The sequence below is a fragment of the Calothrix sp. NIES-3974 genome, assembly GCF_002368395.1.
Taxonomy (GTDB): domain Bacteria; phylum Cyanobacteriota; class Cyanobacteriia; order Cyanobacteriales; family Nostocaceae; genus NIES-3974.
Genome location: NZ_AP018254.1, coordinates 4,464,020 through 4,480,455, shown reverse-complemented (window position 1 = coordinate 4,480,455; position 16,436 = coordinate 4,464,020). Strand labels below are relative to the sequence as shown.

13 protein-coding genes are annotated in these 16,436 nt (G+C 43.8%); 5 read left to right on the top strand and 8 right to left on the bottom strand.

Annotated features, from left to right (window positions below):
- Positions 1-134: 134 nt before the first annotated feature.
- From ispD to CDC37_RS18005, 3 genes are all read left to right on the top strand, one after another.
- Complete coding sequence (gene ispD / locus CDC37_RS18015) at positions 135-842, top strand: 2-C-methyl-D-erythritol 4-phosphate cytidylyltransferase (protein ID WP_096623778.1); 708 nt, start codon at positions 135-137, stop codon at positions 840-842.
- A gap of 411 nt (positions 843-1,253) precedes the next feature.
- Positions 1,254-1,796, top strand: coding sequence for an SMC-Scp complex subunit ScpB (gene scpB, locus CDC37_RS18010; protein ID WP_096623776.1), 543 nt, complete (start codon positions 1,254-1,256; stop codon positions 1,794-1,796).
- Between the two features lie 144 nt (positions 1,797-1,940).
- Positions 1,941-2,288 (top strand): DUF760 domain-containing protein, encoded by a 348-nt coding sequence (locus CDC37_RS18005; protein WP_096623774.1) that lies wholly within the window; start codon positions 1,941-1,943, stop codon positions 2,286-2,288.
- 86 nt (positions 2,289-2,374) lie between these two features.
- On the opposite strand, the gene CDC37_RS18000 is transcribed toward CDC37_RS18005, so the two are convergent.
- Positions 2,375-3,592 (bottom strand): HhoA/HhoB/HtrA family serine endopeptidase, encoded by a 1,218-nt coding sequence (locus CDC37_RS18000; protein WP_096626373.1) that lies wholly within the window; start codon positions 3,590-3,592, stop codon positions 2,375-2,377.
- 1,049 nt (positions 3,593-4,641) lie between these two features.
- On the opposite strand from CDC37_RS18000, the gene CDC37_RS17995 reads away from it, so the two are divergent.
- Both CDC37_RS17995 and bioF read left to right on the top strand, forming a co-directional pair.
- On the top strand, positions 4,642-5,520 hold the full coding sequence (locus tag CDC37_RS17995) for a M23 family metallopeptidase (protein ID WP_096623772.1): 879 nt from the start codon (positions 4,642-4,644) through the stop codon (positions 5,518-5,520).
- A gap of 117 nt (positions 5,521-5,637) precedes the next feature.
- On the top strand, positions 5,638-6,801 hold the full coding sequence (bioF, locus tag CDC37_RS17990; protein WP_096623770.1) for an 8-amino-7-oxononanoate synthase: 1,164 nt from the start codon (positions 5,638-5,640) through the stop codon (positions 6,799-6,801).
- A 343-nt stretch (positions 6,802-7,144) separates the two neighbouring features.
- On the opposite strand, the gene CDC37_RS17985 is transcribed toward bioF, so the two are convergent.
- From CDC37_RS17985 to CDC37_RS17950, 7 genes are all read right to left on the bottom strand, one after another.
- Positions 7,145-7,675 (bottom strand): DUF937 domain-containing protein, encoded by a 531-nt coding sequence (locus tag CDC37_RS17985; protein ID WP_096623768.1) that lies wholly within the window; start codon positions 7,673-7,675, stop codon positions 7,145-7,147.
- 173 nt (positions 7,676-7,848) lie between these two features.
- The gene (locus CDC37_RS17980) at positions 7,849-10,704 is read right to left on the bottom strand and encodes a DUF4912 domain-containing protein (protein ID WP_096623766.1); all 2,856 of its coding nucleotides are present in this window, start codon (positions 10,702-10,704) and stop codon (positions 7,849-7,851) included.
- Positions 10,705-11,394: 690 nt separating this feature from the next.
- A complete protein-coding gene (locus tag CDC37_RS25295) occupies positions 11,395-11,556 on the bottom strand; it encodes a type II toxin-antitoxin system PemK/MazF family toxin (RefSeq protein WP_096626371.1) in 162 nt (53 codons plus the stop codon).
- 185 nt (positions 11,557-11,741) lie between these two features.
- Positions 11,742-12,233, bottom strand: a complete 492-nt coding sequence (locus CDC37_RS17970; protein WP_096623764.1) for a plastocyanin/azurin family copper-binding protein — start codon at positions 12,231-12,233, stop codon at positions 11,742-11,744.
- 347 nt (positions 12,234-12,580) lie between these two features.
- Positions 12,581-13,246 carry a hypothetical protein gene (locus tag CDC37_RS17965; protein ID WP_096623762.1) on the bottom strand — a complete coding sequence of 222 codons (666 nt, stop codon included), beginning with the start codon at positions 13,244-13,246 and terminating at the stop codon, positions 12,581-12,583.
- Positions 13,247-13,415: 169 nt separating this feature from the next.
- On the bottom strand, positions 13,416-13,745 hold the full coding sequence (locus tag CDC37_RS17960; RefSeq protein ID WP_096623760.1) for an MgPME-cyclase complex family protein: 330 nt from the start codon (positions 13,743-13,745) through the stop codon (positions 13,416-13,418).
- 505 nt (positions 13,746-14,250) lie between these two features.
- Positions 14,251-16,341 carry an NAD(P)H-quinone oxidoreductase subunit 5 gene (locus CDC37_RS17950; RefSeq protein WP_096623758.1) on the bottom strand — a complete coding sequence of 697 codons (2,091 nt, stop codon included), beginning with the start codon at positions 16,339-16,341 and terminating at the stop codon, positions 14,251-14,253.
- Positions 16,342-16,436: the final 95 nt, after the last annotated feature.

The window sequence follows — 16,436 nt, the reverse complement described above, 5'->3', positions numbered from 1 at the left end:
AATTCTCAAAAGGTTTCATATTTCTATCTGTCGCCTTCTTGTTTCCAATTGGTATTATAATTTCCACACGAGTCGATTAAGTTCTCGTCTATCGGGACTTAGAAACCAAAATTTTCGGTTAAGGGAAATTATTCGTGCATTTACTAATTCCAGCAGCTGGTGTGGGACGGAGGATGGGTAGCGATCGCAATAAGTTACTATTGACTTTGCGCTCCCAACCTCTGCTATGTTGGACTTTACAGGCTGCTCTGATGGCGGAAAAAATCTCTTGGATCGGTGTTATCTACCAACCAATTGATTATGATGATATTCAGGATATTTTACAAAAACTAGAGGTAAATAAGCCCATAGATTTGATTGTTGGCGGACAAACCCGTCAAGAGTCGGTTTATAATGGCTTGCAAAAATTACCGACGGATGCTAAACATGTGCTAATCCATGATGGTGCGCGGTGTTTGGCGACTCCTTCCCTATTTAATCGCTGTGCTGTTGAGATGGCTAGTTGTCAAGGACTGATTGCCGCTATTCCAGTTAAAGATACAATTAAGATTGTGGATGGGGATGGCTTTATCCAAAGCACACCTGAACGTCAATTCCTTTGGGCTGCCCAAACTCCCCAGGGTTTTGATGTCGATCTACTCAAATCTTGCCACCATGAAGGGGTGCGTCAAGGTTGGCAAGTGACCGATGATGCGGCTTTATTTGAACGCTGTGGTTATCAAGTGAAAATTGTCCCTGGAGAAGAAACCAACTTAAAGGTTACTACCCCCCAAGATTTAGCGATCGCTGATTTTATCCTCACTACCCGCAATTTGGATGTGAGATTTGGGATTTTGGATTGATTGGCAAATCTACTGGTTCAGGTATCTTGTCTCAAATAGTGTTCCACAACCCAAATCCGGGATAATTATTAAATTGGGGCTACCGAGAATTTAGTTCATCTTTCGGGCACACCTAGCATCTCAAAAGTAGAACTTCAATTGACAACAGTATTGTGTAGTGATATAATGCGTGCCACCTAATTATTAAACAAATTTAAATAATTGCCGTTCCCAATATCCCCATATTCCCCATACTGACCAATTGTTCCCAGGTGGTACAAAGGAAGTAAACCCATATAATGATGTGTGTTTGACGACCGATTGCCGAAGTTATCAGAAAACCTGAATTCAAACCCATTGAATTAAACTATGGGGTGAATCCCAAATTGAAAACTGTTCGACTTGAACTCAAGACTCATTAACGAATTATCAATGAGTATAGCAGCAACAAAAATCGAAGCGATTTTGTATTTAAAGGCAAAACCCTTGTCCTTAGTTGAAATTGCCGAGTATGCCCAATGCGATCGCGCCACTGCCGAAGAGGGTATTATCGAATTAATAGAAGATTATGCACGTCGCGATAGTGCCCTTGAAGTAGTCGAGACCCCAGACGGGTATAGTTTGCAGCTACGTCCGGATTACCATAATTTAGTGCAAACCCTAATTCCCGTTGAATTAGGATTAGGAGCGTTGAGAACTTTAGCTGCGATCGCTTTACATAATCCCATTTTACAAAGTGATTTAATCAATGTACGCGGTTCTGGTGCATATCAACATGTTCAAGAACTGGTCGAGCAGGGGTTTGTTCGCAAACGGCGTAACAGTGATTCCCGTTCCTATTCTTTACAAATTACACCAAAATTTCACCAGTATTTTCAAATTGACAAATTACCCCAACCCTATGACCAAATTTCCACCAGTACAGAAAAACCAGTCGAACAACTAGAATTAGAACTGCAGCCAGAAGCAAGTTGAACCCAGAAGACATGGGGAATCAAAAGGATATAACTTTCCTTCCTTTTCCCCACCCATTTAACAGCAAATAAACTATAAAAGGATAATGGCCAACCTCACAATCATGGTTTAGAGTAGAATAAGCAACCCAGCTAGAAATTACCAATGGAGTTTAATCCTGAATTTTTGAACAATAACTTTGGGGAAAACCCACAACAGATGTTAAGCGACAATATTGACGAACAAACCAACCAATTACTGAAATATCTGCAACACCAACCACCAGAAGTCCTTGCTCGTGTTGCTCAATCAGCAAGTCCGGAAATCAAACAAATCATTTCCCAAAATGTCCAAGGACTAGTGGGAATGCTACCGGGTGAGAGTTTTAATGTGCAAATTACTACAGACCGTGATAACCTTGCTGGACTGTTAGCATCGGCAATGATGACCGGATATTTTCTGCGACAAATGGAACAACGGATGCATCTGGAAAATATCAACGATAATATGTAGGGCTTGCTGAAAAATAGTCAAGACGCGATATATCGCGTCTATATCGATATATCGCGTCTCTACAGAATCCAAAATCCAAAATTACTTCACCGAGATGGATAGGTTCCCGATTCAATTTTGAGAACTTGAATTTTACCGTTACGGTTAATTTCCACCTCCAAAATATCACCAACCGAATTAGATTCAACGATTTTTTGGACTTGAGCAGCGATTTTCACTGGTTGACGGTTGATTTTTTGAATCAAATCGCCAGGACGTAATCCCCCTTTTTGAGCAGGAGAATTTTCAATCACACTTTTGATCGCAATTCCCGTATCCTGCTGAATATTCAGGTTTTTGTCCCGATTGATTTGCTCTCTTTTGCTTGGTGTCAAATCTACCATTTCAATACCGAGGAAGGGATGTTCTGCTTTTCCTTTAGTAAATAACTCATTGGCAATCCGTGCGGCAGTTTCAATGGGAATTGCGAAACCCAAACCCTGCGCATCAGCACGAATTGCGGTATTGACTCCGATGACCTCACCTTCAGCATTCAACAATGGACCTCCGGAATTACCCGGATTAATAGCTGCATCCGTCTGAATAAAACTTACCCGTTTTTCTGGTACACCGACCTGGGTACTGGTGCGGTCAGTGGCACTAATAATACCGATTGTCACCGTATTATCCAGACCCAAGGGATTACCGATAGCGATCGCCCACTGTCCTGGAATCAAATTTTGCGAGTTACCCATTTTCACCGTCGGTAATTTATCAGCTTGGATCTGCACAGCAGCTATGTCTGTAACCGGGTCTACCCCAACCACTCGCCCTTCATAGGTACGTCCATCTTTGAGGGTGACTTGAACAACATCTGTATCCGCAACAACATGGGCATTCGTCAACACTTGACCATTCTCGCTTAAAATAAACCCGGAACCGGTTCCTCGCTCAATTCTTTCCTGGGGCATTGGTTCCTCATCCTCGCCAAAAAATCGACGTAGCATCGGATTTTTAAATACTTGGGAAATCGGGTTAGCAACCTTACGGGTGGCATTAATTCGTACCACTGCTGGGCCAGTTCGTTGGACTGCCGTTGCCACAAAATTAACGCTATTACCGTCAACTGCGCCTATTTTCCCACGCATCGAATTTACAGGAGTGGATTGATTTTGTGTTGCAACCGTTACATTATTTAGTGGTAAAAATACCCTTCGTTGGGGGATAACAATTTGACTGGCAATTAAAACTGCACCACCACCAAACACACCACCAAGGGTGACTAGGATAAAATATAAAGATAATTGTTTCCAGGATAACTTCATAGCTGCTACATTAATTTCTACTGACTGATGTACCTGCAAGATGATTTCAGGTAATTTCAAATCTCAAATTGAATCGCCGCAATATTAGCACTAACACCTAAATTTCAGTTTAGTCATCAGACATGCTTGTTGGCGAATTATTTTCATTTTTGGCTATCCCCATTACTTACGTATTTGTAAATGGATAAATGTATTGTCAATGACAATTGAGTGATTTTTGGGAATTAATTGGAAATTTCTAGTTTGAGGGAGTAGGGAATAGGGAGAGAGGCGATATATCGCGTCTGTACGGGAGTCGGAATGAGCTATTTTGATTTTGATATTTAATTGTTTACAAACAAGGTGGAAAAATTGCGAGAAAACAGGGAATAGGGAACGGTAATCAGAACTATTTAGGCTCTTTTTTTTCCGGCTAAAAGTTATCTACTTGGCTTCACCAAAGGTCTGCACGGTCATGTCCTACATTTCTCACAAGGGAGTGATAAGCCTTGAGTAATGGGTTAATTTTCCTACTACTCCCGTACAGACGCGATATATCGCGTCTCTCCCCGCTCCCTAATCACTGAAAGCTTTAGGAGTTTGTGAGAAATCCGGGATGTGCAAACAAAATGGAAGGGTAGTAGTCCACCACATAACCTGGATTTCTCACGATTAAGTTGTCAGCCTTGAATAACAAATTGATTTTCCTTCTATTCACTACTTCCTACTCCCTACTCCCTATGAGTTTTAGGGTTTTGTGAGAAATACGGGATAAGTATTGAGGGGTTTGTAGTTGTTGCTCTAGCCCCGAAAAAGCTTTATGATAAAGCGCTATACCCATAGGGTTGTCGTAGGCTAGCGCAACTACGTACTTTTTCTCACCCATCAAAATTCATGGGACGGAGGGCTAGTTTGAATCAGAGGAATTAGTCTACATGTACTGTTTACACTAAAACTAATAAAAGTGGTTTTTCCCTACTCCCCATTCCCTACTCCCTTTTAGCCAAAATATCATCCTCACCGCATTTTCACCGACTGTAATATTACGTATTTGACCTGCTGCTGCCACCATGACTATTTCTCAATTATTACGTAATCTCACCACCATAATTTCCCCCTTCGCCATCCTCATAACCGTAACTGGAGTAGTCCGTAGTCAAACACCCGCAGTCAGTTGTCCCAATTCAGCCTTGACCAGATTTGTTAAGCATACCGCCACAACAGGAGAAACCGTTGCCCAGATAGCCCAGAGATATAAAATATCACCTGCAACGGTGATAGTAATGAATCCGAAGTTACGAAATGGGAAAATTTCCAATGGACAAGAAATACTTATCCCTCCCTACGATGGTATTGTTGTGGAAGTCGGGCGAGGTCAAACTTGGAGAGATATTGCCAAAAAGTATCAAGTTAGGGCAGATGTATTGTTTGAGCTAAATGGATGTCAAGCACCAAGTGATATTGCTTTTATCCCTACTGCCAAAAAATCAACACGCACCCAATCCCATACTCCAGTTGCAGCTGCACCCACCCCAAGTAAGTTTTCCCGCTATCCCCTTGTCACCACCACACCAGCGACAATTGCTTTAGCCTACGGTTGGCAAACCCATCCCCGCACCAGAGAAGTTTTCTTTCACAGTGGCATTGATTTATTAGCTATGGTAGATACACCCGTCCAATCTGTGGCTGATGGGGTTGTCGCTTACGCCGGAGAACAGGGTTCCTACGGCAAACTAGTTATTATTAATCATGGTAATGGTTTACAAACCCGTTATGCTCACTTAGGAAAAATTAAAGTTACTCAGGGACAGCAAATTCAAGCCGGAAGTCAAATTGGTCTGGTGGGTACAAGTGGAGAACCAACTGGGAAGGAACCCCATTTACACTTTGAAGTCCGTGAAAATACGGGGCTAGGCTGGGCAGCAAAAGAACCAAGGGAGTATTTTTGATGGTTGGGAGATGATTAATTCAGGACTTACACCAGGACTAGGTAAACACATATTTTGGGTTTACGAATTTTCTGATCCGAACCGTATTCTCCTAACGACTGTATTCTGTATTCTCACATGCAAAATCCCTACACTTGGTTAGAAGATTCCCTTGCAACTATCCGTCGTGCGAATTGGTATCGTGCAGTAAGAACTGTTGATGGTTTACCGGGTGCGACGATTTGCTTGGATGGACGGGAGATGGTGAATTTTGCTAGTAATGATTATTTGGGTTTAGCTGGGGATGAGCGGCTAATTGCTGCTGCGGTGGAGGCTATTCAAGCTTTGGGAGCGGGTAGTACGGGTTCGCGGTTACTGAGTGGACACCGTAAATTACATCGTGATTTGGAAAATGCGATCGCATATCTCAAGGGGACGGATGATGCGGTTGTATTTAGTTCGGGGTATTTGGCTAATCTCGGTACAATTACGGCGGTGGTGGGTAAACGGGATTTAATTTTGTCTGATGCTTATAACCATTCGAGTTTGAAAAACGGGGCAATTCTCAGTGGTGCGCAGGTGCGGGAATATCCCCATGTAGATATGGATGCTTTGAGGGGTTTATTACAGGAATATCGTAACCATTACCGCAGATGTCTAATTATCACCGATAGCGTTTTTAGTATGGATGGGGATTTATGTCCTTTACCGGAGATTTTAGATTTAGCGGATGAGTTTGGGTGTATGGTATTGGTGGATGAAGCCCACGGGACAGGTGTTTTCGGCGAAAATGGGGCTGGTTGTGTCGAATACTTAGGTTGTCGAGGACGAGAGCTAATCCAGATGGGAACCCTGAGTAAAGCGATCGCCAGTTTAGGTGGTTATGTCGCTGGTAGCAGTGCATTAATCGATTTCCTCCGCAACCGCGCTCCTAGTTGGATCTATACCACAGCCCTTTCTCCTGGTGATACTGCTGCGGCTTTAGCTGCTATTCAGATTATCCAATCGGAACCCCATCGTCGGCAAAAACTTTGGAAAAATATCGACTATTGTCAAGAGTTACTACAAAAAAATTTACATCATCATAATTTATCTGTCCTACCTTCCTCTTCACCAATTATTTGCATTCAACTTCCCCACCCCCAAGCAGCCTTAGAAATGAGCCAATATTTAGCAGATTCAGGCTTTTTCGCACCTGCAATCCGTCCACCCACTGTCCCCACCAGTCGCATCCGTATTTCCCTCATGGCTACCCATAGCCGCGACCAAATTAAAGGTTTTGTTGAATGTTTGGGGAATTGACAGTAGAGACGACCCGACGAGTCAGAGACGACCCGACGAGTCGTCTCTACTTCATATTGCAAAAATTAGAGAGCATTTTAGCTGCAAAAACTGCGAACAAATAGGCGTGTAAGGCTTAAAATACTGGCATTTGTAATTTTTACAGTCCATCAAGAGTGGAATTGTTGGGTTAAAACCATTCCCCATTTCCTAGATTTTTTTCCTTAACCAAACAATAAAGTGTTAGTTTATACGATTTGTAAATTGTATAGCGAATATACTCATTTTAGGTTCTACCTGGGAATTACTGAGAAGTGGCAAAGCCACTTCTCTTTTTGCTGGTTTAGGATTCCACAGCCAAAAACTATGACGCAGGATTTAAGAAGCGATTAGCGAACTTAATCACGTCTCCCAGGTCTGCATCACCATCCCCATCTTGATCTAGGAAGGATGACAGGAGGGGATTAGAACCAGTCCAACCACCGGATTTGGGTGAACCCATATTTAATAGGCTCATGGCAGCAGAGACAATGGTCGGCATGGCTGACTGAATAATATTACTACTTACACCGGTCTTTTGGGCGATTGTTCCAGCCATTTGTTGCATGATTTGGGGGGAGATGATGGATTGTAAAACAGTCGCGCTAGCACCGGAACCAGCAACTTGTCCCAGGAGATTTTGTAAACGACCTTCCCCGATTGTTGCTTGTTGTTGCTTTAAAACAGGACGCAACAGATTTCCCGCTACAGACATGATATTTTCTAGCTGATTCGGTGGAATATTATTTTGATTCGCGAAGGATTGAACCGAACTCATGACTGATGCAAGTTGGGAAACGCTTGCTTGTTGGTTGGGATTGTTAATAGAGCTAAGTAGATCGAAGAATAAACTCATGGTGATTTTGGTTTTTGGATTTTAGATTTTGGATTAGATTGAGTGGTAGTTGGAGCCTCTGCTTTAATTAGTAAACAAAGGCACGTAGTTATGCTTTAGTGCCTTTAGTTGTTTGTTGACAGTCAACAGTCCACCGTCAACCGTCAACAATTGCCATCGAATTTTAAAGTTCTCTAACTAACATGAACATGGAAGGAACGAATTATCCGTATCCAACGATTGTCGTTAGTATAGTAACCAACTTCGGCGATATAATCGCGATCGCTTTGGGGAATGGTTACGTGTCGGTCGCATTCCTGTTCATTGCAGGGATATTCTTGGGTTTGGTGGGGTTGTTGATAGTCGATGTCTAGGTTGGTCGAGTCGTGGACTCGAAGCATGAATCGACTCCCCCCTTGACTACGTGCAGCTTGTTTATGTTCGTCGGAAATTTCCCAGTAGGCATAGGCTTGTTGGGAATTCAAAGGAACAAGGATGATTTGACAGGGGTTTTTACCCTGTCTGGGGGTGGGGTGAATATCTGGTTGTTCGTTGTTTTGCCGGTTCCACAGAGCATTTGCTGCACTCCCAACCCCTGCAACAGCCGCAGTTCCTCCCGCGATCGCATTTCCCATCGATTGGCTAACTCCAGACATCCACCCGGTGGCGGTTTCTCTGGCGGTATCGGCTACATTAGCTACATTCTGGCTCACCGTATTCACTCCGTTATTAGCTGCGGTGGTGACGGCTGCAACGGTGGCTGAAATTGGATTATTGTTGCTTGGAGTCGCTTCTGCGGCTGATTTTTCTGACTCTTGGTCAGTGGGGACAGCTGCTGGTACATGTACCTTTTCCGTTTGTGCCAATTTTACCCACGTTCCATCTGGGTTTTCATAGCCAAGCTCGCCGACATAATCCCGTTCTGATTCCGGAATCCGCACATGTAGGTCATTTTGACCCGTACAGTCGTGGGTGCTAAAGGGTAGGGCGGTACTCATATCAAAATTATCTACACCCGTAGCATCATACAACCGTAACATTAGTTTGTCCTGGGCTTGATGCTCTGGCGGCAGTTCCCAGTAAACATAGGCACTTTCCGGTGTCCGGGGAACCATTATGGCCCGGGGATGACCTTTAGTATCAATTTTGCCAGCTTTGGTAGTGGGGTCCGGTGGTGCAACACGATTCTTGTTTTGGGAAAATAAATTTACCAAGGTTGCACCAGCCCCGGCAGCTGCAACTCCAGCGATTCCGGCTCCTAAATTGGAATCACTTCCGGTATTATTACTACTATCACCCGTGCTTATATTGACACCATTATCCCCCGTTTCATCCACCCTTGGACTATCACCCCAAAGGGAAGCAGCTGCGGCTTGGTCATCCCCACCAGTATCGGTGGATGTCGGGGTCGGAATCGATGTATCCACCCCATTATTCATCCTACTTATCGTACTAGCAGGTGTAGGGGAGGAAAAACCCACGGGTTGCGATCGCGCAATTCGCGACCAGCTACCATTACTTTCCGGATAGCCGATTTCGGCGACATATTCCCGGTTATCCATGGGGATGGGTATGTGTAAATCCTGTTCCCCAGGACGACAATCAAATTCTTGAACGCTGTGGGGTGTTTGCAAATCCATGTCAATATCAGTGACATCATACAAACGTAATTTCATCCCCCGTTTACCTTGACGGCGTAGCTCCTCCTCCACCGTTGGCGGTATTTCCCAATAGGCATAACCATTACGGGCATCCCGTGGTGTCAAAACTATCCGACTCTCGCGGGTTTTTCCAGCTACGGCTCCGGCGGCGGCAGCAGCAGGCGCCACTGCAACTGGACTTGCGCCGTTAAGATTTTTCAACAGCCACCATAACATTCCCCCCAAAACTGGTATTAACAATAACCACCAAGGGAATTTCGTTTGACTTTCCGCCGTTGCTGTCCCCCCAGGAGCATTGGCAACATTACCAGGATTAGCAGGTTGGACAGATGTAACATTATCATCCGTACCCGCACTAGTTGCAGCGTTATCAGTTCCTGTGGCTGGGGGATTGGTGACAGTTGCAGCCGTATCTGGGGTTGTGGCTGGGGTATTAGTAACGGTTGCAGCCGCATCTGGAGTTGTTGCAGGGGGATTGGCAGCAGTGGGACTATCCGCAGATTTAGCCGTTTCTAAACGTGCCTGTTCCACCACCGCTTGAGTTGCGGGTGCAGTGGCTAAACCCAGAAAAGCTTGAGCCGGAAGATTTGGTTTATCCCCCTTATAAGCATACAGCAAAGGTTGGGAAAAAGGATAGCGCGGGTCGGTTGGTAGCACCTTGTGCATCGCTAAAATCCGCACATTCGGATTATTCACCACTTGATCTGCGATCGCATAACCAATTCCATCCTTTCCAAGAGCAGCCACCATCGCATCCGTGCTGTCCTCCGACAATTTCACCGCATTTTTACCAGTTTCAAAAGGTGCAGATTTAAACACCGGATAACTAGCAAAAGCAGTACGAGTATCACTATTCTCCGGACGATCAATCAAACGGATTTTACCAGCCTTTCCCCCCAACTTTGACCAATCAGTCACCTGACCACGAAAAATCTGCGCAAACTGGTTAATCGTTAAACTTTGATTGAAAGGGTTATCCTTCCCCACGAAAACGGCTATCTTATGGCGACTCACCGCAGTCCCATTCAGACCCTTAGCCTTCTCCCCATCGGAAAGCACCCGACCCATTCCAGCCAAATCAGCCTTTCCATCTAAAACCGCTTGCAAACCCGCATCAGTACCATCATAGCTAGTCACCACACTCGTCTGGGGATACTGGGATTGGAACTTCTGCCCAAGCGCCTGATTCATCCTCATCATACTACTTGAACCATTAATCCGCACCTGCGTACCCTTTGGAACATCATTCAACAAAGGAAACTCCGACTGCTCATTACTCGCAGATTGAGCAACAACACCAACCCCACCCCAAACCAAAATCGGTACAGTAGTAGCCGTCGTCGCCAATAAAATAGTTAATCTAGACAAGGAACCAGGTTGATAAAACACCCTTTATCCCCTCCTTTCGTAAGTTTCAAATTTTTAAACCGTTAATTAAACAATTAAACTATCAGCCGAACTAAAACAGGAGAACTTAAAGGAATCTAGTTTGATTTAGAACCAGGGAGTTAAGGTGTAGGGAGTAGTAAATAGTATCCACCACACAAGTTATGAGGAGTTCGTAGTTGGGCTTTAGCGCTTCATTTTCAAGCTGTTTCCAGTCTTGAGCCACAAATACAAGCCTTCAAATTTAAAGACATGGACTACTATTACTCTAGACCTTAATTTAAGGGATAAATCCCTCACTATGAACCCTTATGAACCTCGCAAATAGAAACTATATCACCTCCACTTCACCTGTTTTCCGTATCCTAACTCCTGCATTCTTTCTTCCCACCATTACCACAAACATTCATTCTTAGATATAGTTTGCCTCAGATAAAAATATCACCAGATTCTTTTAATACATGCAGTTAAAAACTTTTTGTAGATTTATTTTTTTTTAAACTGCGCCGCTAAACTTAATGTTTACATACAAAAATTTATAATCATTCATGCAAAATACATCTTCAGACAGATGTGTAAATAAACCCAGAAGAAATCAACAAGCACAACTTCTGACAATATCCAACGCAATGCTCAAGCTGTCACAATAGAAAATATCAAAATCCAAACCGTTGTAACAAAATCGCAATCAAATCATCGTCCCCTCATCAAAATATTTGCCTTTCCGCATAAATACTGATTTGCTGGACGTGTCTTTTTTATTTCTGCTCCAATAGTCGGGTCGAAATTAACTAACCAAATCTCCCCCTGTTTTGTACCTACGGAGAGGGAGAAATCTAGTCCTCTCCCCGTAATCGGGGAGGGTTAGGGTGGGGTTCTTTCTATGCGTCTTCATATTTAAATTGGTATTACATAAATAATAGCCAAATACAGGAAGAGACTGCGCATTTATGGTTGTTTCTCGCCGACTTTCTTAAAAGTCGGGTTCTTATTGTCCTCAATATTGATTTTCAATCACCCGACTTCTTTTTCCGACTCCCCTACTGTACAACGATATCTCCCACCATTCCTGCTTCTGCATGGCCAGGGATTGTACAGCGTAATGAATAGGTTCCCGGTTTCAAAGGAATAAATACCCAGTCAGCTGCTCCACTGGGTTTTAGTTCTAAATCGTGAATTGCACCTTTAATTTCGGCTTTTCCGGCTTCAATTTTTTGTGTCCAAATTGCGTCGGCAAAGTCTTTGCTGGTAAAGTAATGTTTTAGCTGACTGGGATTTTTGAGTTGTAATAGGTAACGTTTTCCGGCTTCAAATTCAAGGTGATTCGGTACAAATTTAAGTTCATTGTCAACGTTTCCTAAGCTGACATCAATTTTGGTCACTGGCTGTTTTACCAGGTTGGTGGTTAATGCATAAACTGGTGCAGGTAAACCGAATAAAGCGATAAAATTTACAATTACACAGATTAATAATCCTGCTATGGGGATTATGTATCTTGGGGGTTGCCAATCTCGAACTTGATCTAGTCCCATTAGTACCGTTTCAAATCACATCAATAATATAGGTGTTTATATGGTCTATTGGTAATTATCCCTCAAGATAAGTATCCCTTCAATTTTAAAGTATTGATACCATTCCATTCAAATTTGTGATACATTTTCTTCCCCCTGCATCCCCTGTTTCCGAAATGAGTCCGACTATGGGTGGCTGCAAGGCTCCCATCAAAAAAGCTGATCCGGTGATGAATCAGCTAGGACATACACATTATTGTATAATCGTCTAATAATGGTGTTGACTGTTGACTGCTAACGGTTATGGGCGCAGTTTTTCTGGAGGGTATTCAACGCCATTAAACATGCAACGCCGAGTAAGTACCTGATTACTCCAAACGCACAACTTGCCGTAGAAGCATCACCCGACGACTATCTACAACCATTGCAAAAAAACCGCGTTCGCTTAGACTTTGGAGGGTGCTGTAAGCATCCCGCGAATTAGTGGTGTAAACAGCTAGTAAATAGGGGCGTTGGGCGTAGGAAACAAAGCCCACATCACCTCCGACAACCTGCTGGACTTGTTTTGCCAGTTCTGGACGATTAAAGTAATCAACTAGGACTGCATAGCCAGAACCAAGGGCTTGGGGGTTAAATTTTGCTTGGGGTGGGGTTGGTTCCGGTGGACGGGTGGTAATAATTGCCGATAAACCTGCTGAATCTCTGATAAATCTGGCCCAGCGATTAGCGTCATCAATTTTCGAGAATCCACCAATTCGAGTCACCGTATCTTTGAGATAGGTACAAACCGTGGTTTTGGTACTATTGGGTAGGACTCGTCGCAACTGATTTTGGTTTTCGGCGGTTGGACTAATTACAAGTAGTAGATACTCCCCCGCAGCTGGAGGTTCACAAGTTTGTGGATTTTGCTGGGCAACTACTGGACGAATGCTACCCATTGTAGTCGCGATCGCAAAGGCAAAAAGCGGGAGACACAATGCTTCACGAATTACACGTGGCACAGTTTTTAATCTCTGCACAACAGTTGGATACATAGATAGGTTTCTCTTCAAAGATTCTATGAACGCAATTTTGTTCCCCTGCTGCGAGGGTCCTATAGCAACCTGTAATCCAGTTGATAACTGTTTGCATACGCATAAATTCCTAGCTGTTGAGCAGCAAAGTTTATGCGCACAAATGGAATTGCTAGTAAAACAGAGTATATCAGGATACGGTCGCCAAAGATGCTAAGGGGTCAGGAATTGTTTCGCTGGGAGCGGTAAATTCTCCTGTCGCCACATATTCCAGACGTAGTTTTAACCAGGTAATAAATTGGGGATTGGTGGAAATCACTGCCGCAGCCGGTTGTGGACATTGCGCTTTCACCTTGACTAACTCAGGTGCTTCTAGAAACGCTGGTTGTTTGACTAACCAAAAATCTATTTCTTTTTCGTTTTCGTGATAATAACGAGTTCTTTCTTTTAATACCTCGTCTAAGGGTTCTTCTTCTGTCAGAAAACGCTGACTTGCCACAACGTAATAATAAGTTGTCATGTTTTGTGTTTCCTTATAAAAATACTTGTTGAAAACCCTTCGCCTTGAGACAAGGGATGAAAACGGTCTCAGTCCTCTAGGACTCTTTGATTGATGTCCACAAATGTAGTTGTGGATGTGAGTTGCAACGAGATGTAAATGCTGCAAAGAATATTCTAAATCTTGCTAGACAAGCTAGGGAAGGGCATTCCCGAAGTAACGCTACAGGAGTCGGAATCTCTACGCTAGTTGGTGAAAACCTGCTAGAGCGCAAATTCTAACGATGAATGTAGAATCCCCTCGGTCTTAGCCAGGAGAGTGTCAACAAGGCTAATTAATATCCATGCTAATCAATAATTTACAGCCTTTTTTGCTCTCTAGGGGAAATGGTTGGGGAAGCAGGGATTGGGGAGAGGAGGGAAGCTTTCGGGAACAGGGGAAGAAAATGTGTCAAAACTTGGAGTGAAAAAGAAAAAGTGGGCATAACACCCACTAAAATTGTGATCAAAAATTCAAACAGGTGGAATTAGGTGACACCAAACACAATCACTAAACCAAGCACCGCACCAAAAACAATCAACGCATAGAATTGAGCGCGACCATTTTCCAGATACTTGAGACCTTCTCCACTAACCAAAGTAAAGAAACCGGTCAAATTTACAACCCCATCCACAACCCGGAAGTCAACTTCCAAGACTTGACGGGCTAAACGACGTAAACCTAATACAAAAACTTTGTAGTAAATATCGTCGAAATACCACTTGTTCAAAGATAACTCGTAAAGCGGTTTAATTTGAGATGCGATCGCGGCTGGATCGATTTTCTTGATTAAATACATCAACACAGCCAAGGTAATCCCAATTAGGGAAATACCGACCGAACTACCTGCCATGATATAAAACTCATTCGGTTCAAACTCCGCCAAATGTTCCATGACTTCAGCCAAGGTTTCATTCGGGGAATAAACAAACTGCTCAAAGTAATTGGCAAAGGGTGTACCCAAAAGTCCGATTAACATCGATGGAAATGCCAACACTACCAACGGTAAGGTCATTGTCCAAGGTGACTCATGGGGAGTATCACTATGGTGTCCATCTCCATGACCATGATCATCATGAGCGTGGCTAGTGGTTGCTGCTAATTCCCCTTGACGCATCGCCCCTGGTCCAAAATTGACCGCCGGTGTTGCGGCAAAAGCAGCTGCATCCTTGAGTTTTTGAATAATTTTTTGATCTGTACCCCGGAATCCACCCTCAAAGGTGGAAAAATACATCCGGAACATGTAAAAGGCCGTAATTCCTGCCGTTACATAACCGACAAACCACAACAATGGGTTAGCAGAAAAAGCCGCACTCAAAATTTCATCCTTTGACCAAAATCCAGCAAAGGGAGGTATACCGGAAATTGCTAAACAACCGATTAAAAATGTAATCGCAGTCACAGGCATGTATTTACGCAATCCCCCCATCACCCGCATATCTTGGGCAAGAACCGGATTGTGTCCTACAACACCTTCCATCCCGTGAATTACCGAACCCGACCCTAGGAATAGCATTGCCTTAAAGTAGGCGTGGGTCATCAAGTGAAATAATCCCGCAGAGTAAGCCCCCACTCCCATTGCCATCACCATGTAACCTAACTGGGAAATGGTTGAGTAGGCTAATCCTTTTTTGATGTCATTTTGGGTAATCGCAATGGTTGCCCCCAAAAATGCTGTAAATGCCCCCGTAAAGGCAATCACACCCATCGCCGCCGGTACATGTTCAAATACCGGATACATTCTGGCTATCAAGAACACTCCAGCAGCCACCATCGTCGCTGCGTGAATCAAGGCACTAATGGGTGTAGGACCCTCCATCGCATCGGGTAGCCACACATGTAGGGGAAACTGGGCTGATTTTGCCACTGGTCCGAGAAATACCAAAATGGCAAATAAACATGCCAAGAAATTGCTCAGGGAACCGTTTTCCACTAGCTCACCTAGTCTTTCCCCCATCACCGCAAAATCAAAGCTACCCGTTGCCCAAAATAGCCCCAGAATACCCAGCAACAAACCAAAGTCACCAACCCGGTTGGTCACAAATGCTTTTTGACAAGCATCCGCAGCTGCTTTGCGGTCGTACCAAAACCCCACCAGCAGGTAGGAACACATCCCCACTAATTCCCAGAAAATATATATCTGAACCAAGTTGGGGCTAACCACCAAACCTAACATTGATGAACCAAATAGGCTCAAATACGCATAAAAACGTACATAGCCTGGGTCGTGGGACATGTACCCATCCGTATAAATCATCACCAGTATTGCAACAGTGGTGACGACTACTAACATCATTGCAGTCAGGTGGTCAATCGTGTACCCCATTGTGAGGTGAAAATTACCTGCTGCTGCCCATTCAAAGATACGCGTATAGGGTGCGTGTCCTTGAATTTGACTCCATAAAATAGCTAACGATAACCCCATCGCTGTGCCCATTAACGAGATAATTAGCACCGCATTGAGTTGCCGCAGGCGATTTGTCACCTGATTTAACGAAATTAATCCTAGACCAACCAGCATTGCTCCTAAAAGCGGGAGAACTGGAATCATCCAGGCATACTGATAGATTATTTCCATCACTAACGCCTACTATGGTATTTTCGATTGAATTGTCCCAACTGTTAATAATTGTGACACACAGTTTTTAGCATAAAATACCCCATCGGATACGG